This window comes from Bacillus sp. BACIII, from assembly GCF_057836745.1.
This window is the reverse complement of record NZ_CM174437.1, coordinates 2,445,834-2,468,292: the sequence shown is the minus strand read 5'-3', so window position 1 is coordinate 2,468,292 and position 22,459 is coordinate 2,445,834. Positions and strand designations below refer to the sequence as shown.

Here is a 22,459-nt window from a genome sequence, read left to right as displayed (position 1 = left end):
GAAAGTAAGGGTGGTTTTTGTTAACCAATTGTTATTAACCCAACTTATCCAAACATATAGAAATGATGAATGTGGAGTTAGAAAGTGCAACAAACCTTCATTACAAGTGATATGAATTGAGTGCCTTTTTGAAACACACCTGAATTTTGGGTGTGTTTTTGAACGAATCCATACGTGTCACCTAAAGGAAATGGATAAGATGTGGAATTTTATAAAAAATTTTTATATACTGGAATTAAATCATCAGGGGATTGAAATAAAAAAGATTTAATCATTTATAATATGAAGCGAGTTCAAGAAATGGGGGGCAACTTATATGGTGATTGGCTCCTCTTTAAAAGCTCCTCATCATATGAAAAACTTGTTTTGAGGACGCTGTACTCCTTCTGCAGTCAAACGCCTCAAAAACTTACAGAAAGAATCCTAACTAGTTATTTTTAAAAAAACTCTAGAGGGAATTCCCAGCATATAATTAAAATACAGATAAAGGTCGAATTTTGCAGCTGATAAGTAAAATACTTTTAGTTAAATTCTGAATATTAACATAGTTATTTACCATTATGGGGAGGATTTTGTAAGTGGAGGATATTAATTTTTATACGCTATTAATAGTAGTATGTTTCGGATTTCTTGCTTCTTTTATTGATTCAGTAGTGGGAGGAGGAGGACTAATCTCTATACCAGCTTTGTTATTTTCAGGTCTCCCGCCTTCAGTTGCTATCGCTACAAATAAGTTAGCCAGTACAATGGGTACATTAACGAGTACGATTTCCTTTATAAGATCAGGAAAAGTTAATTTTCAGTTAGTATCTAAATTGTTTCCGATTGTTTTTATAGGGTCCTTATTGGGTGCTTTAGTTGTCAATTTTATTTCATCTGAATTATTAAAACCATTAATATTAATTCTTTTAGTAGGTGTAGCTATTTACACTATTTTGAAGAAAAACTGGGGTAATGAATCTACTTATAAAAAATTGACTTGGAAAAAAGCCATTCTTTTTTCTTTTGTAATATTCGCTATTGGTTTTTATGATGGATTTTTAGGTGCAGGAACGGGTTCATTTATTTTATTTGCCTTTTTGATAATAGGCTTCGATTTTTTACAATCTGCAGGAAATGCAAAATTTCTTAATTTCGGCAGTAACATTGCAGCTCTAATTATGTTTCTTTTTCTTCATAAAATTAATTTTTTATATGGTGTACCAATGGGTATATCAATGATATTGGGAGCACTTGTGGGATCGAACTTCGCAATTAAAAAAGGTGTTACCTATGTGAGAATGTTATTTATTTTAGTTACTGTTATCTTAATAGGAAAAAATATCTTTGATTTTATAATGCATTATTGATGATGGCGGTATGAAAAAAGAAAAAAGTTAATGTATCGAGGTACACGAAATTCATCATACATATTAAAGTTTTGAATGAAAGAGCAGGATGACTCCTGCTCTTTTTCTTTCTAATGGGCTAGATTAAACGCAGACGGTTATTCCTTGGGAAAAACAAAAAAAAATTCTTCTATCCATTGATTAGCTTGGCTTTAGCCGGGTTTTTATCACCCTGTTGGGCTTGTCAGGTTTTAAAAAGGTATGCTACGTTTATAATGTTTTGTTTCACCTGATTGCGGGGTAATAAAGATAGGATCAGTAAATAATACTTAGGAATCACCTCAATCTATCTGCAACACATAATAAACATATTGGAAGACGTAATGGAAGAACTAAAATAAAGGTTTAGGATACTTTGAAGAAATAAAAGTTTTTTTTCGATTGTGATAATATTCACAATAGAGCTGTATGAAGGGGAATCATTTCTCCAAATAGTCTGCAGAAAATACCAACCACAGCCCAAGGATATATCACTAACCACTTTGGCTTGTATGATCTGTTGGTTGTTTCTCTTTTTGTTGCTTTTTGTATTATTTTTAGTCCAATCGGCAAAAATAAGTGAAGGAAACCAGCGAAAAAACTGAATTTCATCCTTCTTTCTTGGTTTACAATGATATTTGGCGCTGATATGGATATTGGTCCAGTCTTTTAAGGTCCAGTTGAACCAATCAGCCACTATGCCATTAGCTCTCCATCAGGTGAAACAGAAACCCCCAGACTTTTAGAGAAGCATTACGCTATACATTCTGGGACTGCACGCTTGGACCGTTTATCCGCTTGTATCATGTGGATTTGATCATTAAGGAGTTGATATTATTAAATGAAGTTCAACAAGAAAAAAATTAACGTTGTAGACATTCAAAAAGCGAAGAAAAGCGTGTTTGCTACAGGGATAGGAAACGCGATGGAATGGTTTGATTTTGCTTTATATTCTTATTTGGCAGTTATTATTAGTAAAAACTTTTTCAGTCCGGTTCAAAACGATGAATTAAAGTTAATATTTACTTTTGCTACATTTGCAATTGCCTTTTTACTTAGACCGGTAGGCGGAATTATTTTTGGTAAAATGGGTGATAAATTTGGCCGGAAAATGGTATTAACAATTACTATTTTAATGATGGCTTTATCTACTTTAATAATTGGTGTACTTCCTACCTATGATCAGATTGGTGTATGGGCCCCTATATTATTACTCTTAGCTCGTATTCTGCAAGGTTTTTCTGTGGGTGGAGAGTACGCTGGTGCAATGGTATATATCGCTGAATCTTCTCCAGATAATAAACGTATAAGGTTAGGCAGTGGTTTAGAAATCGGCACATTATCTGGTTATATCGTAGCTTCTGTTTTAGTTACAGTACTTTTCTGGGCTTTATCTGATGTTCAAATGAATAGTTGGGGATGGAGGATTCCTTTCTTCTTAAGTATTCCAATCGGATTATTTGGTTTGTATTTGAGAAGTCATTTAGATGAATCACCAATCTTTGAAAATGACATTTCTGAAAACCATGAACAACAACCAGGTTTATTAGAAGTAATTAAAACATATAAAAAAGATATCTTTTTATGTATCGTATTTGTGGCGTTTTTCAATATAACCAATTACCTATTGTTAGGTTATATGCCTTCTTATTTAGATGAGAACCTTGGTATAAGTGATAATATAAGTACACCGGTTACAGCAATTGTATTGATTATTATGGTACCGTTCGCTTTAACTTTTGGTAAACTGGGAGATAAAATAGGAAATAAAAAAGTTATAACAATTGGATTAGTATTAGGAATTGTATTTTCGATTATCTCTTTCCAATTTCTTAATATGGGGAGTATAACATTCTTATTTATAGGACTTTTAATGTTGGGTATTGTATTATCTGTATACGAAGGTACTATGCCAGGATCTTTACCTACGTTGTTCCATACTGACATCAGATATCGTACTTTATCCTGGACATTCAACTTATCGGTTTCTATTTTTGGCGGAACAACTCCTTTAGTTGCTTCTTGGTTAACCCATGTGACAAGAAACAATTTGGCGCCAGGTTTCTATTTATTAGCAGTTAGTTTAATTGGCTTAATCGTTGTGTTAACCTTATTTAAAGATACTTCAGGTAAATCTTTAAAAGGTTCTTACCCAACAGTTGCTTCTAAAGCTGAGTTTCAAGAAGCTGTTGAAAATCCAAAAGATTCACTGTGGTGGAAAATGGAGCAAACAGAAAAGGAATGAAAAAAGCATCCATTTAATTGACCGACTACTCGACATACAGACTCAGAATAATCCGGGATTATCTGAGCAGCAATGACTGCAGCTTCTCGATCGTCATTATTTTATTGGTTGTGTCCTAATAATAAAACATTGACGCAAGAACGAAGAGAAATTAAAAGGTCCGAGCAATACAGCAAAATAAGAAGCAAGAAGCTTTGTTATGCCAGTTCTTCTCCCGAAGGAGAGCTGGCTTTTTATTTTCTATATGGGGAACTTGTACGCTAATCAATTAAAGGTTTTTTGGATATGAAGAGGGTGAAGTGGTGAAAAAATGGAGTTTGTTGTGGAGTCAGCTTTTCAATTAGGGACATCTCAACAACAAAATAATAACCAGCCCGATTAAAAAGCTGGTATTATACACTTTTACGACTCACAAATACATCATCACTTTATTGAGGGCCCAGCGGGTGAATAAGCGGTGGAGGTTCAAAAGATGTAATATGTGTCCGTTGTAAAGGCAACTGAACCGTGTCCAAGACGTTCCATTATCAATAGGTAACATATTCATAATAAGCCTCGTCACATACTACAAGAACATTTTGGTTAACTGAATTTAGTAAATGTATAAGTTCTTGCTCGCGTACATACTCCCCTGTCGGATTGTTAGGATTACAGATCCAAATAACCCGTGTATTGTCATCAACCGCATCAATCATTTTTTCTATATGATGCCGTCCATTTACATGTGGAACTTCATGAATATCGGCACCTTCCATAACTGCATACCTTTTATATTGAGGAAAAGAAAGGCTTGATAAAACAGCATTTGTCCCTGTCCCTAGAAAGGCCCTGCATATGATACGAATTAATTCATCTGTTCCATTACTAAATACTAGGTTCTCTCGTTGAGAAGTGTAAGAATCTAAAATGGTTTACAGATCTTCATACCTCTTCCTTGGAGCAGCTTACACTTGCAAACTTTATTGAGGATCGTTATCTAGAACACCATATTAGTAAAATGAAAAAAGTGTATAAGAAACGTCGTGAGGCTTTAAAACAAAGTCTGAATCGTGAATTTGGAGATGAGGTCAAGATATTTGGGGATTCGACAGGTCTCCATTTAATAGCCAGTTTTGAAAATGTCATTTTTTCTGAACAGGTGCTGAAAAAGTTAGATCAGCATAAAATTAAAATTTACCCGGTTGAACGCCATACAATCCAGAAAGGGGTTCATAAAAACAAAATTATTTTAGGTTACGGAAATTTAGCTGAGAAAGAAATAGAAGAAGGGATACGAAGATTGAAAGCTGCTTTGTCTGCAAAAGCATTAACATTATAGGCGCTGTACTTGAATGGATATTTTTCTGAAAATTTAAATTGTATCCAGTCTAACATGCAACATTCTATGATATATTTCCAAAAGCCTCGAATGAAAAAAATCCCCGCTAAACAGGGGAGGATCATTTCGGGATGAAACGAATAGAAGAGCTGGTTGCAAGAATGTTTTGCTTCATCTGTTTTAAAAACGTCACTATCTCTGTGAAGGTTTAAGCCGTCTCAGCCGCACCCCAATGATACCAAGGGTTTTAACGCCCTTGGTATTTTTTGTTTTAAATAAGCCGTCTGATCTGTCAGTGAATTCAGGGCGTTAAAGCGCCCGACTGTGGCAGGTACATGATCCTTCATTACTTTTTTGAATGTAACTTCCCCGTATTATTCTTCTTTTAACATTGAATACTTTCGATACGCTTTATAGAAACTGATGCCGAAGGTAACAGCCATAAGGGCGGGAAGCGACCTCAAAAGGGCAAATGGAGTTTCAAATAAAAATGCTTTCCAAAACATTGAGCCTTCCATACTCCACAGACCTTCGGCTAAATATAAACCTGAATCCTTGTAAAACATATAAGAAATAAACAAACACAGGAAACCAAAACTTGATGAATAACTCATTAATCTTTTATAATAATTACTCTTTGATTGGCGATCCGAGAAGATTTCATTTTGACCATCATCTTCTTTTTGCCAATATCGAGTTCCAAGCCCCCACGGGCCATTTATATAACTCCAGCCGAAGTCTTCATAAATTCCTTTGTAATCTTTGAACTTTTTCATTGATAAATAATCTTGATAATCCACTCGCATTACATATCTCTTATCTGTTTTTTCGAAGGTGTATATTCCTAATCCGCTAATATTTGTACAACGATAGCCTTTTTGTAATTGCTCGTTCAGCCATTGCTCCTCTTTTTCAATATCAAAAAACATCTTAAATTTCTTCATTCGATTCACTTCCTTCGTACAGGGATAAAATATGCAATAACCTGTTTTGTTCCATTTTTAAAATGGCGCTTCCTTCCGCAGTGATCATATAGACTTTTCTCCGGCCCGACTCTCCGACAGGCTCAATCCAGCCATGCTTATTCAAGTTTTCAATCGCGCCGTATAATGTGCCGGCCGCTAAAATAACAGTACCGTTACTCATCTTTTCTATCTTCTGCATAGCGGCATAGCCATGAAGCGGCTCACGCAGAGCTAATAAAATGTAATGCATGGTTTCAGACAGCGGTAATAATTTATGTTTCATATCCTCACCCTCTATTCAGTTCGACTATATAGTTCAACTTTATAATAATGTAATACAGTTCAACTGAATAGTCAATGAGTTTTTCAAAATTTGTAAAAGGAACTTGAAGTAAAAAAGAATTTATGGCGGTGCGTAACGGTTCTCCGATGAAACAGTGCCGTTGATTTTTGTTTTTTAGAAATCAAAAGTGCTCATTACAAAAAAGGTAGAAGGAATGAAAAATATAGTTGACTTAAGCAACTGATTCGATTACGATGGAAAAAGTTGCTTAAGTCAATCTTTTGGAGGAGGTACATCAATTTGGAAACAAAACGTGTTTTGGCATTCAGACAATTTAATAGATTTTATACAGATATTTTGGGTTTTCTGAATGAACATATTTATGACAGTCCATTCTCTTTAACAGAAACCAGGATTTTATACGAAATTTATAATACGCCCGATTGTACAGCAAAAATCATTCAAGAAAGATTAGACCTGGACAGAGGATATGTAAGCAGAATTATCAGAAAATTCGAAGAGGAAGGATTCATATATAAGCAAAAATGCAAAGAAGACGGACGTAATCATTTCCTTTATGTCACCGAGTCAGGGAAAAGTCTTTATAAAAGTCTGGAGAAAAAAGCCAATCAGCAAGTTGAATATATCCTTGAATGCATAGACAAAGAGGAACAAGAAAAACTTGTAGATTCAATGGAAACCATTCGACACATTTTGCAGCATTCTTTTTATGATAAAGAATCTCCGATTTCAATAAGAGACTATTATACTTCAGAGGATGTCAAAAACATAATTGAAAAACAGCGATTATTTTATGCCAAATCCCATGGGTGGGATGACACATTCTTATCTTATCTTCGCGATACGTTTAAAGCTGATATTGAAAAAATATGGGTGGCGGAAAGCGGGAATACATTTGCGGGTTGTATCGGCTTAGTGAATGACGGTGAAAAAACAGGACAGTTAAGATGGTTTTTAGTCGATCCGTCTTTTCAAAGAAAAGGTGTCGGCAGCCGTCTGATGAAGGCACTTGTTCAATATTGTAAAGAAAATGGATACGAGCGCATATTTCTTTGGACGGTAAAAGACATGTCAACAGCCCGGCCATTGTATAAAAAAAACGGATTCGAAATAACAGAAATTCATGAAGAGAAACCTTTATGGGGATCAAATTTAATAGAAGAGCGCTGGGATTTGGAATTATAAATAAAAGTGAGGGGGGATAGGATGCGAATAAAATATCACTACGCATGGATCATTGTTTTTGTCAGTTTTTTAACCTTATTAGCGGTTCAAGGGGCACGTCTTTCATTTGGAGCTTTTGTTGAACCGTGGGAAAAAGATTTTTCTATGAACAGAGGAACAATCTCACTTATTTCTACTCTGAGTTTTATCATATATGGCCTATCTCAGCCCATAATAGGGAGGCTGGTTGATAAACTAGGCCCCAAAATGATTTTGTCAGTCAGCACTTTCTTGGTCGGGCTTAGCTTTATTTTAACTTCTTTTGTGAGTCATCCATGGCAATTATTTATCCTTTACGGAGTTGTTATCTCCGTCGGTGTTGGAGGGGCATCTAATGTAGCCGCAACAGTTGTGGTTACAAATTGGTTTAATGAAAAACGCGGGCTTGCTTTTGGAATTATGGAGGCGGGGTTTGGCGCTGGTCAGATGCTTCTTGTTCCCGGCTCTCTCATTTTGATTCAATGGTTTGACTGGAAGTTAACTGTAGTGATTTTGGGTCTGCTTTTAATGGTTATTGTGTTTCCTGTCATCCTGTTATTTTTACGGAATCATCCCGGCGAGATGGGGTTATCTCCTATGGGCGGCTTTATGAAAGAAGAAGCTGGAAGTGGGCAGCATACGACCGGCATTTCTGTTTGGGAAGTATTTTGCAAGAAACAATTCTGGTTTTTAATATTACCCTTTGCGATATGCGGTTTTACAACTACAGGCCTGATGGATACTCACCTTATTCCTTTTTCTCATGACCATGGGTTTTCAACAAGTGTAACCAGTGCTGCAGTTAGTGTGTTGGCGGGATTTAATATTTTGGGGATAATCATTTCAGGAATTGCGGCAGACCGCTGGAGCAGTAAAAAGATGCTTATTCTTTTATATGTCATCCGCGCATTATCGATTTGCATCCTGTTATACAGTCATCATCCGGTTATATTACTTATTTTTGCAATTCTGTTTGGGCTGGTTGATTTTGCAACTGTAGCTCCTGCCCAAATGTTAGCCACGCAATATTTTAAGCAATATTCAGTTGGTTTTATTTTAGGCTGGTTATTCCTGAGCCATCAGATAGGATCGGCGCTGGGCGCTTATGTACCGGGTTTTCTTTATAGTGAAATGGGTAACTATGATCTTTCGTTTTATTTCTCAATGATTATTTTGTTGGGAGCGGCAATATTGAATTTCTTACTGCCTGAAACGGTGAAAATAAAAAAAGAGCAAAAGCCGGAGACCGATTCAGCTTCATATTAATCAGTCCTCGGGCCGTATCTAAAAAACCAAGGGTTTTTCCACCCTTGGTATTTTGTCTGTTCTTATTTGTTGTTCCAGTTTTTCTCTATGAATTCAATCGCAGGCTGTAAGTTGGTTTTGTTCGCAATTTCAATGACAGCGGGAACGACGGCAGGGTCCGTTTTGGAGAAGTTCGGAATCCTCGGATCTAATCGGAAAAACCGATCTCCCAGAAGATTCGCACTGACCATGGATTCATAGTAACCATTTCCGCCAGCAATTATCTGAAGAAATGGCAGTAAAGGTTCATTAGGCGACCTGTCCAAAAGGACTCCCCAATTTGGCGGAAGGTTCTTCAGATTTTCGGGACGTATGTTATCTGCACTTACCATTCCCCATCCCCTCGTATCTCTTCTTAAACGGGTCGGGGCTTCACCTGTTCCGATGGACAATACCGCAATTTGATCCAATGGCACGTTGGCTTTACCAACTGCAAACGCGATACTGGCTGTACTGGGGTTCGTTGCTACAACATATCCGTCCACATAGTTTTGATAGGCGCGTTGCGTCGCAGGGGCACCGCTGCTCCGCAGTATGACATCACTCACTTTCTCATTTAAATAGGGAGAGCCGGGGAAGTTGTGAAATAATACAGGAGTCCAACGATCCAGTTTTGGAGAGTATAATTTGAATGAAGGGACAACAATTCGCTTTCTTAAATCTTTGAGGCGAAGATCTGCCGGGAAAAAATTCCGTACCGCTTTAATAAAACCGGAATATGGTAATTGTTGATTGAAAACGGGTCCGCCCGGCCGGGAAACGCTGAATGCGGGCAGGATTTTTTCCTTAAAATAGCGGAATGTCTCATGCGGCGATCTTCCGCTGGCTAATGCAAGGGCAGTGAATGAACCGATTGAATTTCCTGAAAACACATGGGTCCGGCTTATTAAAGTGGGATTTTGTTTAACCAATCTGTTCAATAGCTGTAAACTTAAAGCACCTAACGTACCTCCCCCATCAAAGGTCATGATCCGATATTTTGCCAAAGCTGATGTCTCCTTTCTAATGAAAACTATCATTCAGTATATGTTCAGCCAGAGTCTATTGTATGGATGAATGGATATCTCTTGATCTTAAAAATTGTTTGATTTATCAATCCAGCGGGATGGGAAAAAATATCTTCTTTAATTGAAGAGGTTTTTCCGGGAAGAAGGAGAATGGTTTAAAAATAAGTGAGACGGCGAAGCATCAAGTTTGTGGACAGCTATCCCTAAGGAAAGAATGGACTGGCGCCCGGATTCCGAAGCCATGTCGTGTAAGGAAATGATAAGACATGTTTTAGAAGCAGAATTTCTTTATCGTCAAATGTTACTAAAACATATTTGCAAAACCGTTTTGGACCGAGTTTTTGACATTCATCGAATTTTAAAACGAACCAGATTTAACAAATATAAAGATTAATAGGTCTGATGTTGGATATGTCTGCGAACTGGGGGACATTGATTATCATGAGTCAGTACATACCGGTCAACTTTTAGACTATCTCAGAACTGCTGAAGCGGAGCGGCCTTTCATTTGGGACTAGTTAAAATCAGGAGAAGAACAAAGGCGGAAATATGATGTCTTTAGTTTTACAGGGGAAGGTGAAAGAATGAAATATAATCCGATTAATTTTCAAGAGAAATTAGCTGCATTCCAAGATCAATGGTCTCCAAAAGTAATTGCTGAAATGAATGATTATCAATTTAAACTTGTTAAAGTACAAGGGGACTTTGTTTGGCATAAGCATGAGGAAACAGATGAAGTCTTTATTGTTATTGAGGGGAATTTAATCATTGAATTTCGTGATGGAGAAGTAAAATTAAATGAAGGTGAAATGTTTGTCATTCCGAAAAATGCTGAACATAAACCTTATGCAGAATCAGAGTGTAAAATTTTGCTTGTAGAACCTAAGGGTGTTGTGAATACCGGGCAAGAAATAACTGATCAAACAGCTGAAAATGATGTCTGGGTCTAGCCTGTAATGATAAACCGAAATTAAGAAAGGTTTAAGGTTAAATATTGAAAAATTTTGTTAATATTATAATACATTGTTTGGAAATTTTATCATTTGATAAGGAGTTTTCTAATTGCGTTGGAGTAAATGGTTCAATATTTTTTGTATAGTTGCATTGGGATCAATATATGGTTATAAATTATTGACCAACCAAGAAGTTAACACTGCTCGTTTAATAATAGCTTCAGTAGTTGTCTTGTGGAACATTGTTGGACTTTTTAGCAAAGAACCGGTAAAACAAACACAGCAAGCAAATTAAAAGTCAAAAATGTCGGTACAGAAGAAGGCTGCAGCGTGCAGCATCTCTCAGCCTCACAAAAAACCAAGGGTTCAGCCCCTTGGTTTTTTGTGGTTTTCGCCGCTTATTATTTTTCAAGTTTATTGCAGGCATCCAGAGTTTGTTGTATGGATAAATGAAAATAGCGGCTGAAATGTGTTGGTTAACCAAATGAATAATCCAAGCTGGAGTCTTTTATCTACATAGTATGAAGAGATTAAAAAATATGAGAAGGAGTGGTAGTTCATGTATTATAACCCAGGTGATAAACACGTTCAGAAAAAACCATACGACGAAGCCTGTGACCTTGGCCATGATTTTGATATGGCGGAAGACGAAGCAAGAGCAGAAGCTGCTAGAGAAGAAGAAGCGAGAGCAAGAGCGGAAGAGGCAATAGCAAGAGCGGAAGAAGCAAGAGCCAGAGCAGCAGAAGCAGAAAGAGCAGCAGCAGAAGCAAAGGTAAAAGCGGCAAAAGCAGCAGCAAAAGCGAAATGTAAAAAACATCATAAGAAAGAGAAAAAACATGATTGCAAACGTAAACACAAGAAGAAAAAATAAGAGAAATTCCGGCCCAAGGCTGCAAAAACGATAAAGAAAAAGATTCTTGTTGGAGGATCAAACAGGAAGATTACTCAGCTGGTGCGGCAAAAAGGACGCATAGCAGGGCAAACAAAAACTTTCCTATGAGCTTCCATAGCCAAGGCAGTATATCACGCCAATCATATTAAAAAGATAGGAGAGACAAGAGTTTTGGCAGCCTGCCGCTCTTGTCTTTTTTGTGTTTTTATATCATCTTCGCGTATTTCTGTTTATTTTTAAGTCAGCAGATCATCCGTCTAAGAATTTGTCCACATCCTGCATATACTGGAATCGGAATCAAATGTTTATGGGGAGTGAAACAGATGGGATCAGCACAGTTAACAGGGCGCGTCATCTTCAAAGGGGACCCCGGCTATGCGCAGGCGGTTAAGAATTGGAACCCTTATGTTGATGTCTGTCCGCTCGTCTTTGTTTTTGCACAAAATTCATACGATGTAAGTAATGCGATTAAATGGGCGCGTGAGAATAATGTGCCTTTGCGTGTCAGAAGCGGCCGCCATGCTCTGGATAGAAACCTTTCAGTCGTAAGTGATGGAATAGTTATTGATGTGAGTGACATGAATAAAGTTTTATTAGACGAAAAAAACGCGATTGCAACCGTTCAAACCGGCATTCACGTTGGCCCGCTTGTGAAAGGATTGGCCCGGGATGGTTTTATGGCTCCGTTTGGAGACAGTCCGACAGTGGGGATCGGAGGAATTACGATGGGCGGCGGATTTGGAGTGCTTTCACGATCAATCGGCCTGATAAGTGATAACCTTCTCGCACTGAAAATGGTAGATGCAAAAGGCAGGATCATTCAAGCAAATCAATCTCACAATGAAGATTTACTATGGGCTTCCAGAGGCGGCGGGGGAGGCAACTTCGGATATAATACCCAATACACGTTCAAAGTTCACCGTGCTCCTAAAACCGCAACCGTCTTTAATATTATTTGGCCATGGGAGCAGTTGGAGACGGTCTTTAAAGCTTGGCAAAAGTGGGCGCCGTTTACAGACGAACGATTGGGGTGCTACCTTGAGATTTACAGCAAAGTAAATGGCTTGTGCCATGCGGAAGGATTGTTCCTCGGTTCAAAACCTGAGCTGATTCAATTATTAAATCCTTTATTAAATGCCGGAACCCCGACACGGACAATTATCAAAACATTATACTATCCGGATTGCATAGATTTCCTGGACCCTGATGAACCGATCCCGGGAAGATCTGATCAGAGTGTTAAATTCTCCTCGGCGTGGGCGCTAAATCTTTGGCCGGAAAAACCTATTTCAGTGATGAGACAATTTTTAGAAAAAGCCACCGGAACAGAAACAAATTTCTTTTTTATCAATTGGGGCGGTGCGATAAGCAGAGTTCCCAGCAGCGAAACAGCCTTCTTTTGGCGCCGTCCATTGTTTTATACGGAATGGACGGCCAGTTGGAAAAATAAATCACAAGAAGCCTCGAACCTTGCATCAGTTGAAAGAGTGCGTCAGCTGTTGAAACCATATGTAACTGGTTCATACGTTAATGTTCCGGATCAGAATATTGAAAATTTCGGAAAAGCATATTATGGCTCAAACTTTGCAAGGCTTCGAAAAATAAAGGCGAAATACGATCCCGAAAATGTATTTCGTTTTCCGCAAAGCATACCGCCATCCAATCAATAGTTTATTCGTTTTGTTACACAAAATAAAAACGCTTAGTGCTGAACATCATCCAGTTGGAACACACCAGAACATTCAGGTGTGTTTTTATTTTTAGCCCTGCCGTCAGTGATGTGTCAAGAACGGTCTTGCAGGAAAAACACTGCTCTGGCCTATCTGTTTTTCACTGATGAACATTCCGTTATTCAGTTATATCCCAATGCGGATTCCAAACGATTTCCCATAGGTGCCCGTCGGGGTCTTGGAAGTGACCGGAGTATCCGCCCCAAAAAGTATCATGAGCGGGATCAGTTATCGTCGCTCCTGCCTGTTTTGCCTGTTCCATGACTTTATCGACTTCAGCTTTACTCGTAACATTATGTCCTAATGTAAATTCTGCCGGGCTTGGTGCAGTTAAAGCAATGTTTGTCTCATGTGCGATGTCTTTACGATTCCAAAGGGCGAGTTTCAGTCCTGTTTGTAAGTCAAAAAAGGCAACGGCGCCATGTTCAAACTCTTTTCCGACTATTCCCCCAGTAGGCAGTCCGAGGCCGTCCCGATAGAAGCGAGGTGATCGTTCCAGATGATCTACGCCTAAAGTGATGACTGTAACCCGCGGTTTCATAAAAATATAACCTCCCAAGCTGATGATAAGACAATGATATCAAGTTTCATTATTGCGCTGCAGCATCATATAGAAAAAGATTTTGACATTTCAGTAAAGAACCTATATATTCATATATGAGCACATAATCATATATGATTATTTTTGTGTCCATGTTAGAATGCTTCATAACAGAAAAGAAATAATAAATGCAGTGTATGAGATAAGGAGGAGATTTTTTATGGGTCACAATCACAATCACGCCGGCGGGTCCAATAAGAAGGTTTTATTGATCTCTTTTATCGTAATTACAGGTTATATGATAATAGAAGCGATAGGTGGATTTGTAACCAATAGTTTAGCGCTTTTGTCAGATGCCGGTCATATGCTGAGTGACTCAATCTCATTAATGGTTGCTCTGATTGCTTTTAAATTGGCCGAAAAAAAGGCAAGTCATCATAAGACATTCGGCTATAAACGATTTGAGATTCTCGCAGCTGTGATAAACGGTGTTGCCTTAATATTGATTTCCCTTTATATCATTTATGAAGCAATCAAACGTTTCTCTCATCCGCCAGAAGTGGCAACAACGGGCATGCTTATCATTAGTATCATCGGGTTAGCTGTGAATATATTGGTCGCTTGGATTATGCTGAGCGGCGGAGATACAAAGAATAACCTGAACATAAGGGGAGCTTATTTACATGTAATCAGTGATATGCTCGGCTCTGTAGGTGCCATTCTGGCTGCGGTGCTTATCATCTTCTTCGGGTGGGGCTGGGCAGACCCGTTGGCCAGTGTCATTGTAGCTGTTCTTGTTTTAAGAAGCGGTTACCATGTGACGAAAGATTCCATTCACGTATTAATGGAAGGAACTCCGGAAAATATTGACGTGACTGACATCATCCATACGATTGAAGAGACAGAGGGCATTCAGCATATTCATGATTTACATATATGGTCTATCACAAGCGGGTTGAATGCTCTTTCCTGCCACGCTGTTGTTGACGATCAGCTGACCATTTCAGAAAGCGAACATATTTTACGCAAAATTGAACATGAGCTTGGAGATAAAGGCATTACGCATGTAACGATTCAAATGGAAACAGCAGCTCATAATCACGACAATGCAATCCTTTGTCAGGCAAAAATTGAGCAGACGGACGGCCGCCATCATCATTAAATTTTTATCTGATTTGAATGCAGAGATGGATGAAAGCCTCCTGATGCTCCAAAGCTTTCCGGGATGTATACGCTTGGTAAGTAAATTTACAGAGAATTGTTTAGCTCACGCACATAGAAAAGCTCCTTGTTAAGGGAGCTTTTCTATTGTTTACATATGGTTCATATAAAATGTTTGCTTTCACTTTTTGTTCAGCCTTTCTCCTTTAATCCTTTCGATTACAAGCCGAAATAGTTCAAACAACAAGAAGTTAAAAAACATCCAAACTCCGCCATATACATATCCGCCCACTATGTCGCTTGGAAGAACGCTTGTCCATTTCATATTTACAATCGCGAGACCTATTAATAACAATAATCCAAATAAAGGAGCCGCAATGGTCACATAATGTGTGTTTGAATGACGAACAAGCAAAAATATGCAAGTTCCATAAATGATCATCATCATAGCGGCATTCAGATCCGGAAAATCGGCAGAATGAAATTTCCCCTTAAAACCAATTGTTCGAAGGATAGAGAAGGCCTCCATAATAAATTCACGAAAAGGGGCTCCCCCGAGTATGGAAACCGACAATAATAGATACTCCAGCAGCCTGTTCTGATTCTTCAACCAAATGACTAATAGGGTTAAAATGATGAGGCCGGCAAGGGCAGCCGGTTGTTGAAAAATGAATAATTCTTTCATCCAGTCCATATAAAAGGCAGTATAAACGATATATTCCGCAATTTGATTAAACTGGGCAACGTCATTTGCAAGATAATCCTGAGCTAAGCCAAACATCAGGATCACAAATCCAATTAAAACTGACGTGAGGCAAGTAAGGAATATTTCAGTGGCTCTTATCGTTCTGAATCGATTTGTTAACCTCGTCAGCCATTGGATAAAAAAGTTTTTAATCTGGATTTTATAAAATCTAAAAAGAAGATATCCCGTTAACAAAACAGCCAGAACAAGAAGAAAAATGATTAAATATTTGCTTGCTGCCTGATGTAAGTTTTCCCATTTAGGTCCCAATAATTTCCCTAAAGTAATAAAACAGCTTCCCCACAAAATGGCCCCAATGTAAGCAGGAATAATAAATGTCTGGAATGACATTCTGGAACTTCCTGATACATAACCGGCAAAATGCCTGACCCCGGGAATGAAATAAGCAAACACAAGTAATTTACTTCCTGACCGTTGAAACCAAGCCGCTGTTTTTTGATACCTTTCGGGCCCTAAATGAACATACTTTCCATATCTCTCGATTAATCTATATCCTCCGAGTCGGCCAATCCAGTACGTAATTGTTATTCCTGCGCCCGTGGAAATAAAAGCAGTTAACAGTGCTAAAACATAATTCATTTTCCCTTGATAAACGAAATACCCTGCATAACTCATGATCAATTCAGCTGAAATCGGAATAGCTAAAAGCTCTAAAATAATACCTAAAAATAAAATCAAATAACTATGTTGTTCAAATAATGTGATTAAATGTGACATAAACGCCTCCGGATTCGTCTAACACCGTTACTTGATCCGCAATGTATCATTATTTTTTTAGTGAGTTTAGCATTTTCAGAAACTGTAAGTTTTTAATAGCAACAAGTTTATTGTATAGAGTAAGGATGCCCGATTCCGAAAAAAATATAACATCAGTCCAAGCAATTGCGATGCTTACTAAAAGCGATTTTTTAAGCTTTAACTTTTAATGCAAAGCTGACGGGTTTATCAATTGCTGTCGCTCTCTTCTCATTACGTATCAACATATAGCCGGTTTTTGGAACAGAGAACAGTATCATTGAGGGACAATGGGTGAGTGACCTGCGGAAGTTCAAGTTTTCTCAGTCGTACTCATGATAAGGGGAAAATTCCTTAGCGTGGCACATTCTCACTGTAAAAGCATAGGATAACATCGTAAAAATTTGAAATTGCGGGGATGAAAAATGTATTATATACCTTTTTCGCATCAATGTTATTATTATGTGAATGTACCGATGTATAACGACGGAAGATCTGTTTATTGGGCTTATCCAAATGACATGGGGTTGCGATCTTCACCCGAAGATAGAAATCTTCTCCTAAAAGATTACGGATCAAAACCATTAGTTGTGAATATCAATAAAGCCGCAAAACAAAATCATACGTTCCGTACTGCCTTATGGACAGGAAAACATTTTCAAATTACTTTGATGAGTATTGGCATTGGGGAAGATATCGGTTTGGAAATCCACCCCCACGTAGATCAATTCTTACGGATTGAGCAAGGCCGGGGAATCGTTAAAATGGGCAGGAGCAAGGAAAATTTAACTTTCCAAAGAAATGTCTATGATGACTTTGCCATTGTTGTACCTGCTGGCACTTGGCACAATGTAATTAATACGGGTAATACGCCGTTAAAGCTATATTCAATTTATGCGCCTCCCAACCATCCATTTGGTACGGTTCATGTGACTAAGGCAGATGCAGAGGCTGCGGAAGGTTAGCATAAAGTATGCTGCGGAGGTTTGACAAACTGGGATTATGCCATTCTGGCTGCCCAAGAGTACGGTAAATAAGGCCGATTTAATATGAATCGGCCTTATTTTTTGTTGGATTTATTTTAACGGTCTTTGATCGCTGCGGGCAATGAATCGGTTTTAACGGCCTCAAATTCTCCGAAATACCACGGCACGATTCCAAATATGGCCTTCTTGATTAGGCTTTTCGGCAAAGAAAGAGACCATCTTTTTTAGCTTCTACGTTCATTTTGCACACGTTATTGATTTATTTGCGAAGTAACATATAATGGAAATGATGAAATGTAATCTCGTTGAGAAGGAGATTGAGATGATCATTAAAATGACTTCGTTTCATATGAAAGACTTCAATAAATCAAATGAACCTCTGGTTGTTTTCGGGAGAATTATACCCGCACTTGAAAACAATGTTTGGACATATACTGAGGAACGATTTTCTAAGCCTTATGTTAAGAAATATGAAGATGACGAAATTGACGTCAGTTATGTTGAGGAAGAGGGGAAAGCAGTTTTTTTTTATTATGATGAAAATAACTGCATCGGCCGGATTAAGATACGTTCTAATTGGAATGGATATGCGCTGATAGAGGACATTGCGGTTGCAAAGGACTATCGAAACAATGGGATTGGAACGGCATTATTAAATAAAGGGATTGAATGGGCAAAGGAGAATGATTTTTGCGGTCTCATGCTTGAAACACAAGATATTAATGTATCAGCTTGTCATTTTTATGCTAAACACGGCTTTGTAATAGGCGCAGTTGATACTATGCTTTATTCCAACTTTTCAACGGCGAATGAGATCGCGATTTTTTGGTATTATCAATTTTAACTGCCGCTCAAGGGTGATGAGAGGTTAATTGTTGGGCTTGATTCTAAATTTATAATCTAAAGGGAATTTGAAATAAATTTAGCTGCAGTTGGAGCAGCCCCTTGCTCAATCTCGCTTTAACTGCCAAGTTTCTGTTTTTCTTCTTCAAACCATTTGTGAAGTTGATTGATATGAGCTTGATGGTACCTATTATGATCTGCTACATGCCATATCCCCCACTGAATGGTTGCTTGTTTTCCAGCTTCATAATCTACTGTATGATTCAGTTGATCGTCAGTTAACTGATAACAAACAGACTTAAACATGCTGAATATCTCATCATAATCAGAGAGAATTTGTTTTAATGACACACCGGAAATGAAAGGAATCTCATTGTTTTGATCTAACATTGGTCCATACTTTTCTTCCAGTTCCTTTGGTACAGGCTCACCCTTAATTCTAAATATCCAACAGAGATCAACATATGCTAAATGTCTTATTAGCTGAGCTGTACTATTGTATTTTTGATTTGGCCCTTTATAATCGATTTCCTCCTGTGACATGTCAGATACTATGGTTTTTAAGCGACTGTAATTTTCATTAACGGCAGAATACAGCATCCCCACAACATGATCCATGTGTGTTTCACCTTTTAAATCTAAAATCATTAACCCCACCTCATTAGTACAATTTTTATATTAAGTTTGCCTCATTACTCTTATTTGTCAAGTCATCCGGGGAATGACACGCTTTATTATGATTCCTTCATCAATTGACTTCATATTATTTCATTTGATAACATAAAATGGTTATTGTGATTAAAAAAAAGATACCCGTTTTTATAAAAAAGGAGTCATAACGTTGCTGAGAAGGTTTTTTCTTGTTTTTCTTACGCTGATAATGTCTGTATTTGCTGTATTCGCGGCTGCTGAAGAGTCTCCCGGCGATCGTGTCATTTCTTTTGACGAGCCTATGATTTTATTGATCTCACTCGGAATCATCTTATGTTTGTTCATTCCTCCATTCGTCATGTCCTTTTTTGGCAGTTTGGTTGTGAGAATCATATCCGGAGTCTATCAATGTTTTATCGTCCTCACGTTTGCGGGGCTCATTCCGATTGGATTTCTGATTCCCAATGGCTTTTTGACAATTCTTGCTGCTGTCCTGGGAACTTTGGTCAGTTCAGCCAGTGTTGCGGTCACCTTATTCGTTGGCAGGACAGAGAACACAAGTAAACTTTCATAAGCGGTTTTGACAAAAATAACTCGCGTTCCAAAAACACCAAGTGTCACAGACCCTTGGTGTTTTTTAATTCCGGCAGAACCATAATGCAAGAGCGGCAGAAAAGAAGGTATAATGGGCGGAGAAGAGGTGTCAGCCAATGAAAATAACCAGAGAGACATTAGAAAATCAGCAAATTTGGATATATGGTGTGTTTCTTGTGATCGGCGGAATAGCGGGGGTCGCCGGGAAAGATTCAGGACTTCGCTGGGGATGGACGATATCACCGCTAATCGCTGTTCTCATGTATGCCATGTTTGCTCAGATCCCATTCTTGAAGCTGAGGGAAGCCATCTCAAACCTCAAGTTTATGGCGGCTTTACTGATCGGTAATTTCTTAGCTGTGCCTGTTGTTGTATGGGGTTTGACCGCCATTTTTCCTCAATCTCCTCCTGTATTATTAGGCGTTTGTTTAGTATTGCTTACACCTTGCATTGATTACGTCATCGTCTTTACTCAGCTCGGGAAAGGTAATGAGAAATTAATATTGGCTTCCACGCCGGTTTTGTTCGTCGTTCAGATGGTATTGCTTCCGTTATACTTGTGGCTGTTTATCGGGAAAGAAGTCATAGGGGCTGTTCATGCCGGGCCGTTTCTGGAAGCATTCTTATGTTTAATAGCGGGACCGCTCTTGGCGGCAGTGATGACACAATTGTGGGCTGATAAGAAGCCGGCTGGAGAAAAGATGTTAGAGTGGACGGCGTGGCTGCCTGTTCCTTTTATGGCTCTCGTATTGCTGGCGGTCGTTGCCACACAAATCGGCAAGGTATACAGTGATTTTGCGGTCATTATACGTGTAATTCCGATTTATCTGTTATTCCTGCTCATTATGCCGTTTGTTTCCCGGTTTATCGCATATGCGTTCCGTCTGAATACAGGCGAAGGAAGAGCATTGATCTTCAGCACGGGCACAAGAAATTCTCTCGCAGTCCTTCCGTTAGCGCTGGCCTTGCCGGATGCTTGGGCCTCATTAGCCGCCGCTGTAATCGTCACACAGACGATTGTTGAACTGATAGGCGAATTGATTTATATAAAAGCGGTGCCCAAATGGCTGCTGAAATAAAAAAAATCTGAACTGAAAAAACATACCAAGGGATATTGGTATGTTTTTTTATGATTATAAAGTTGAAATATCAATGACGAAACGGTAGCGGACATCGCTTCGGAGAACCCGTTCGTACGCTTCGTCGACTTGATTGGCCGGAATCACTTCAATTTTAGGAGCAATGCCGTGCTCGGCGGCGAAATCAAGCATTTCCTGAGTCTGCGGAATACCGCCGACGAGTGAACCCGCAATGCTGCGGCGGCCCGTGATTAAGGAGAACACACTGTATGAGTCCGGATTAGCAGGCGCACCTACATTTACTAATGTACCGTCAATGCGAAGCAGGGATAAGTAGGCATCTACATCAAGGTTCGCGGATACCGTATTTAAAATGATATCAAAATGTCCGGCCAGCTCAGTGAATGTATCCGGATCGCTTGTCGCGAAGTAATGATCGGCTCCAAATTCAAGGGCTTCGTCTTTTTTGTTCATTGAGCGGCTGAGGACGGTGACCTCTGCGCCTAAAGCGTGCGCGAATTGAACGGCTAAGTGTCCGAGCCCTCCCATTCCGACAATCGCCACTTTTTTGCCGGGACCGGCATTCCAGTGTTTCAGCGGAGAATACGTGGTAATGCCCGCGCACAATAGCGGGCTGGCAGCATCCAAATCCAGCTGATCCGGAATCCGGACAACGAATCTGTCAGTGACAACTATTTTCTGGCTGTAGCCGCCGTACGTAGGATTTCCGTCGTAGTCCAGATTATTATAGGTCTGAACAACGCCTTTTGTACAATATTGTTCGTCTCCGTTAAGGCAGTATTCACATTCCCCGCAGGAGTCTACAAAACAGCCGACACCCACACGGTCGCCGACGGCAAATGTGGTGACTTCTTCACCCACGGCTTCCACAACTCCGGCAATTTCATGCCCGGGAACCATCGGAAAGATTCCGCCGCCCCATTCATCGAATGCGCTGTGGATGTCTGAGTGACAAATTCCGCTGTACTTAATATCAATCAGAATATCATGCGGCCGTAATGCTCTTCTCTCAATCGTTGTCCGCTCAAATTTAGCTTTTGCATGCGGAGCGCTTAATACACGAGTCGGATGATTATTGCACATGGTTATCTTCCTTTCCAAGATAAAGTGATGAATCCTCTGTTCGGTTTTACTTTAAATGTTAAAGCGGACTTTAAGTCAAGGGGTTTGGTTTATTTTTTTATGAAATGATATTCTATAATGGCACGCTTATGAAAGGGATGAAGGATGGGTGGTAAGAATATGAAGATTGCGCAGGCTGCAAAGCAGGTTGAGTTATCAGCCGCGACGCTTAGGTATTATGAAAGTATAGGACTGATTCCTCCGGTAAAACGGGATGAAAGCGGCATCCGCGATTATGACGAAGATGATGTGAATTGGATTCAATTTATAAAATGCATGAGAAGTGCCGGGCTGTCGATTGAGGCGCTGATTGAATATACCGCTTTATTTATTGAAGGAGCCGATCATACGATTGAACCCCGAAAAAACATCCTTATAAATGAAAGGAAAAGGCTGACGGAGAAACAGAGGGAAATTGATGAAACTATAAAACGATTAAACAGGAAGATTGAGGATTACGAAGACATCCTTGAAAATGAAGCGAAACTTAAAAATAGATTGAAAGCTGAATATATTTCTGAATGAAGAGAAGCTGTCCCGGGCGCCGGGCCGCATGAAATGTACCAAGGGAAACGAACCTTGGTTTTTTTATTTTCTAAAGAGTGGAAACAAAACAGTTTTTCCTATCTTATCAATCTTTACTTATCCTTTTTTCAGCTTGACTTTTTTAC

At 38.9% G+C, this 22,459-nt stretch carries 23 protein-coding genes and 2 pseudogenes; 17 read left to right on the top strand and 8 right to left on the bottom strand.

Annotated elements, in window-relative coordinates; translation table 11 throughout:
* Positions 1 to 578: 578 nt before the first annotated feature.
* From ACXN9U_RS11935 to ACXN9U_RS11925, 3 genes and pseudogenes are all read left to right on the top strand, one after another.
* Complete coding sequence (locus tag ACXN9U_RS11935) at positions 579 to 1,349, top strand: TSUP family transporter (protein ID WP_016937142.1); 771 nt, start codon at positions 579 to 581, stop codon at positions 1,347 to 1,349.
* A gap of 454 nt (positions 1,350 to 1,803) precedes the next feature.
* Positions 1,804 to 2,173, top strand: a pseudogene (locus ACXN9U_RS11930) (BCCT family transporter); the annotation flags it as partial.
* A gap of 35 nt (positions 2,174 to 2,208) precedes the next feature.
* A complete protein-coding gene (locus ACXN9U_RS11925) occupies positions 2,209 to 3,612 on the top strand; it encodes an MFS transporter (protein WP_489201694.1) in 1,404 nt (467 codons plus the stop codon).
* Positions 3,613 to 4,139: 527 nt separating this feature from the next.
* Here ACXN9U_RS11925 and ACXN9U_RS11920 read toward each other — a convergent pair.
* Entirely contained in the window at positions 4,140 to 4,448 is a 309-nt protein-coding gene (locus tag ACXN9U_RS11920; protein ID WP_235588416.1) for an aminotransferase class I/II-fold pyridoxal phosphate-dependent enzyme, read from the bottom strand.
* A gap of 98 nt (positions 4,449 to 4,546) precedes the next feature.
* Between ACXN9U_RS11920 and ACXN9U_RS11915 the strand changes: the two genes are divergently transcribed.
* The gene (locus ACXN9U_RS11915) at positions 4,547 to 4,930 is read left to right on the top strand and encodes a hypothetical protein (RefSeq protein ID WP_489201693.1); all 384 of its coding nucleotides are present in this window, start codon (positions 4,547 to 4,549) and stop codon (positions 4,928 to 4,930) included.
* A gap of 374 nt (positions 4,931 to 5,304) precedes the next feature.
* Here the strand turns inward: ACXN9U_RS11915 and ACXN9U_RS11910 are convergent, their stop codons facing one another.
* Both ACXN9U_RS11910 and ACXN9U_RS11905 read right to left on the bottom strand, forming a co-directional pair.
* Positions 5,305 to 5,874, bottom strand: coding sequence for a DUF2812 domain-containing protein (locus tag ACXN9U_RS11910; RefSeq protein ID WP_489201692.1), 570 nt, complete (start codon positions 5,872 to 5,874; stop codon positions 5,305 to 5,307).
* The gene (locus ACXN9U_RS11905; RefSeq protein ID WP_015416893.1) at positions 5,861 to 6,178 is read right to left on the bottom strand and encodes a PadR family transcriptional regulator; all 318 of its coding nucleotides are present in this window, start codon (positions 6,176 to 6,178) and stop codon (positions 5,861 to 5,863) included. The genes ACXN9U_RS11910 and ACXN9U_RS11905 overlap by 14 nt, the downstream gene beginning before the upstream one ends.
* A 300-nt stretch (positions 6,179 to 6,478) precedes the next feature.
* On the opposite strand from ACXN9U_RS11905, the gene ACXN9U_RS11900 reads away from it, so the two are divergent.
* Positions 6,479 to 7,384, top strand: a complete 906-nt coding sequence (locus ACXN9U_RS11900; protein ID WP_489201691.1) for a bifunctional helix-turn-helix transcriptional regulator/GNAT family N-acetyltransferase — start codon at positions 6,479 to 6,481, stop codon at positions 7,382 to 7,384.
* 21 nt (positions 7,385 to 7,405) lie between these two features.
* Positions 7,406 to 8,668, top strand: coding sequence for an MFS transporter (locus tag ACXN9U_RS11895; RefSeq protein ID WP_489201690.1), 1,263 nt, complete (start codon positions 7,406 to 7,408; stop codon positions 8,666 to 8,668).
* Positions 8,669 to 8,730: 62 nt separating this feature from the next.
* Here ACXN9U_RS11895 and cotR read toward each other — a convergent pair whose 3' ends face one another.
* On the bottom strand, positions 8,731 to 9,693 hold the full coding sequence (gene cotR, locus ACXN9U_RS11890; RefSeq protein ID WP_016937134.1) for a sporulation hydrolase CotR: 963 nt from the start codon (positions 9,691 to 9,693) through the stop codon (positions 8,731 to 8,733).
* A gap of 186 nt (positions 9,694 to 9,879) precedes the next feature.
* On the opposite strand from cotR, the pseudogene ACXN9U_RS11885 reads away from it, so the two are divergent.
* The 5 genes and pseudogenes from ACXN9U_RS11885 to ACXN9U_RS11865 all read left to right on the top strand — a co-directional run bounded on the left by ACXN9U_RS11885 (position 9,880) and on the right by ACXN9U_RS11865 (position 13,229).
* Positions 9,880 to 10,232, top strand: a pseudogene (locus tag ACXN9U_RS11885) (DinB family protein).
* A gap of 66 nt (positions 10,233 to 10,298) precedes the next feature.
* Complete coding sequence (locus tag ACXN9U_RS11880) at positions 10,299 to 10,664, top strand: cupin domain-containing protein (protein WP_060963493.1); 366 nt, start codon at positions 10,299 to 10,301, stop codon at positions 10,662 to 10,664.
* Positions 10,665 to 10,776: 112 nt separating this feature from the next.
* Complete coding sequence (locus tag ACXN9U_RS11875) at positions 10,777 to 10,962, top strand: hypothetical protein (protein ID WP_060963492.1); 186 nt, start codon at positions 10,777 to 10,779, stop codon at positions 10,960 to 10,962.
* 264 nt (positions 10,963 to 11,226) lie between these two features.
* Entirely contained in the window at positions 11,227 to 11,538 is a 312-nt protein-coding gene (locus ACXN9U_RS11870; protein ID WP_060963491.1) for a hypothetical protein, read from the top strand.
* Positions 11,539 to 11,882: 344 nt separating this feature from the next.
* Positions 11,883 to 13,229, top strand: a complete 1,347-nt coding sequence (locus tag ACXN9U_RS11865; protein ID WP_489202494.1) for an FAD-binding oxidoreductase — start codon at positions 11,883 to 11,885, stop codon at positions 13,227 to 13,229.
* 178 nt (positions 13,230 to 13,407) lie between these two features.
* On the opposite strand, the gene ACXN9U_RS11860 is transcribed toward ACXN9U_RS11865, so the two are convergent.
* Positions 13,408 to 13,830, bottom strand: a complete 423-nt coding sequence (locus tag ACXN9U_RS11860) for a VOC family protein (protein ID WP_060963489.1) — start codon at positions 13,828 to 13,830, stop codon at positions 13,408 to 13,410.
* Positions 13,831 to 14,050: 220 nt separating this feature from the next.
* Between ACXN9U_RS11860 and ACXN9U_RS11855 the strand changes: the two genes are divergently transcribed.
* The gene (locus tag ACXN9U_RS11855; RefSeq protein WP_060963488.1) at positions 14,051 to 14,992 is read left to right on the top strand and encodes a cation diffusion facilitator family transporter; all 942 of its coding nucleotides are present in this window, start codon (positions 14,051 to 14,053) and stop codon (positions 14,990 to 14,992) included.
* A 180-nt stretch (positions 14,993 to 15,172) separates the two neighbouring features.
* On the opposite strand, the gene ACXN9U_RS11850 is transcribed toward ACXN9U_RS11855, so the two are convergent.
* Positions 15,173 to 16,474, bottom strand: coding sequence for a VTT domain-containing protein (locus tag ACXN9U_RS11850; protein ID WP_060963487.1), 1,302 nt, complete (start codon positions 16,472 to 16,474; stop codon positions 15,173 to 15,175).
* Between the two features lie 443 nt (positions 16,475 to 16,917).
* On the opposite strand from ACXN9U_RS11850, the gene ACXN9U_RS11845 reads away from it, so the two are divergent.
* Both ACXN9U_RS11845 and satA read left to right on the top strand, forming a co-directional pair.
* Positions 16,918 to 17,457: a cupin domain-containing protein gene (locus ACXN9U_RS11845; protein ID WP_060963486.1), complete on the top strand. Its 540-nt coding sequence runs from the start codon at positions 16,918 to 16,920 to the stop codon at positions 17,455 to 17,457.
* A 343-nt stretch (positions 17,458 to 17,800) separates the two neighbouring features.
* Positions 17,801 to 18,322 (top strand): streptothricin N-acetyltransferase SatA, encoded by a 522-nt coding sequence (satA, locus tag ACXN9U_RS11840; protein ID WP_060963485.1) that lies wholly within the window; start codon positions 17,801 to 17,803, stop codon positions 18,320 to 18,322.
* 116 nt (positions 18,323 to 18,438) lie between these two features.
* Here satA and ACXN9U_RS11835 read toward each other — a convergent pair whose 3' ends face one another.
* The gene (locus ACXN9U_RS11835) at positions 18,439 to 18,969 is read right to left on the bottom strand and encodes a DinB family protein (protein WP_489201689.1); all 531 of its coding nucleotides are present in this window, start codon (positions 18,967 to 18,969) and stop codon (positions 18,439 to 18,441) included.
* A 193-nt stretch (positions 18,970 to 19,162) separates the two neighbouring features.
* On the opposite strand from ACXN9U_RS11835, the gene ACXN9U_RS11830 reads away from it, so the two are divergent.
* Together ACXN9U_RS11830 and ACXN9U_RS11825 are read left to right on the top strand one after the other, a co-directional pair.
* Positions 19,163 to 19,546 (top strand): hypothetical protein, encoded by a 384-nt coding sequence (locus ACXN9U_RS11830; RefSeq protein WP_060963483.1) that lies wholly within the window; start codon positions 19,163 to 19,165, stop codon positions 19,544 to 19,546.
* A 136-nt stretch (positions 19,547 to 19,682) separates the two neighbouring features.
* On the top strand, positions 19,683 to 20,645 hold the full coding sequence (locus tag ACXN9U_RS11825; protein WP_489201688.1) for an arsenic resistance protein: 963 nt from the start codon (positions 19,683 to 19,685) through the stop codon (positions 20,643 to 20,645).
* 54 nt (positions 20,646 to 20,699) lie between these two features.
* On the opposite strand, the gene ACXN9U_RS11820 is transcribed toward ACXN9U_RS11825, so the two are convergent.
* Positions 20,700 to 21,749, bottom strand: coding sequence for an NAD(P)-dependent alcohol dehydrogenase (locus ACXN9U_RS11820; protein ID WP_060963481.1), 1,050 nt, complete (start codon positions 21,747 to 21,749; stop codon positions 20,700 to 20,702).
* Positions 21,750 to 21,908: 159 nt separating this feature from the next.
* Here ACXN9U_RS11820 and ACXN9U_RS11815 point away from each other — a divergent pair, with 159 nt between their 5' ends.
* Positions 21,909 to 22,313, top strand: coding sequence for a MerR family transcriptional regulator (locus ACXN9U_RS11815; RefSeq protein ID WP_045926964.1), 405 nt, complete (start codon positions 21,909 to 21,911; stop codon positions 22,311 to 22,313).
* Positions 22,314 to 22,459: the final 146 nt, after the last annotated feature.

What these genes read in the sequence shown, in the direction of transcription:
- ACXN9U_RS11925 (WP_489201694.1), top strand. Translation starts at nt 2,209, where the DNA reads ATGAAGTTCAACAAGAAAAAAATTAACGTTGTAGACATTCAAAAAGCG.
- ACXN9U_RS11910 (WP_489201692.1), bottom strand. Translation starts at nt 5,874, where the DNA reads ATGAAGAAATTTAAGATGTTTTTTGATATTGAAAAAGAGGAGCAATGG.
- ACXN9U_RS11905 (WP_015416893.1), bottom strand. Translation starts at nt 6,178, where the DNA reads ATGAAACATAAATTATTACCGCTGTCTGAAACCATGCATTACATTTTA.
- ACXN9U_RS11895 (WP_489201690.1), top strand. Translation starts at nt 7,406, where the DNA reads ATGCGAATAAAATATCACTACGCATGGATCATTGTTTTTGTCAGTTTT.
- ACXN9U_RS11880 (WP_060963493.1), top strand. Translation starts at nt 10,299, where the DNA reads ATGAAATATAATCCGATTAATTTTCAAGAGAAATTAGCTGCATTCCAA.
- ACXN9U_RS11870 (WP_060963491.1), top strand. Translation starts at nt 11,227, where the DNA reads ATGTATTATAACCCAGGTGATAAACACGTTCAGAAAAAACCATACGAC.
- ACXN9U_RS11865 (WP_489202494.1), top strand. Translation starts at nt 11,883, where the DNA reads ATGGGATCAGCACAGTTAACAGGGCGCGTCATCTTCAAAGGGGACCCC.
- ACXN9U_RS11860 (WP_060963489.1), bottom strand. Translation starts at nt 13,830, where the DNA reads ATGAAACCGCGGGTTACAGTCATCACTTTAGGCGTAGATCATCTGGAA.
- ACXN9U_RS11855 (WP_060963488.1), top strand. Translation starts at nt 14,051, where the DNA reads ATGGGTCACAATCACAATCACGCCGGCGGGTCCAATAAGAAGGTTTTA.
- ACXN9U_RS11850 (WP_060963487.1), bottom strand. Translation starts at nt 16,474, where the DNA reads ATGTCACATTTAATCACATTATTTGAACAACATAGTTATTTGATTTTA.
- ACXN9U_RS11845 (WP_060963486.1), top strand. Translation starts at nt 16,918, where the DNA reads ATGTATTATATACCTTTTTCGCATCAATGTTATTATTATGTGAATGTA.
- satA (WP_060963485.1), top strand. Translation starts at nt 17,801, where the DNA reads ATGATCATTAAAATGACTTCGTTTCATATGAAAGACTTCAATAAATCA.
- ACXN9U_RS11835 (WP_489201689.1), bottom strand. Translation starts at nt 18,969, where the DNA reads ATGATTTTAGATTTAAAAGGTGAAACACACATGGATCATGTTGTGGGG.
- ACXN9U_RS11825 (WP_489201688.1), top strand. Translation starts at nt 19,683, where the DNA reads ATGAAAATAACCAGAGAGACATTAGAAAATCAGCAAATTTGGATATAT.
- ACXN9U_RS11820 (WP_060963481.1), bottom strand. Translation starts at nt 21,749, where the DNA reads ATGTGCAATAATCATCCGACTCGTGTATTAAGCGCTCCGCATGCAAAA.
- ACXN9U_RS11815 (WP_045926964.1), top strand. Translation starts at nt 21,909, where the DNA reads ATGAAGATTGCGCAGGCTGCAAAGCAGGTTGAGTTATCAGCCGCGACG.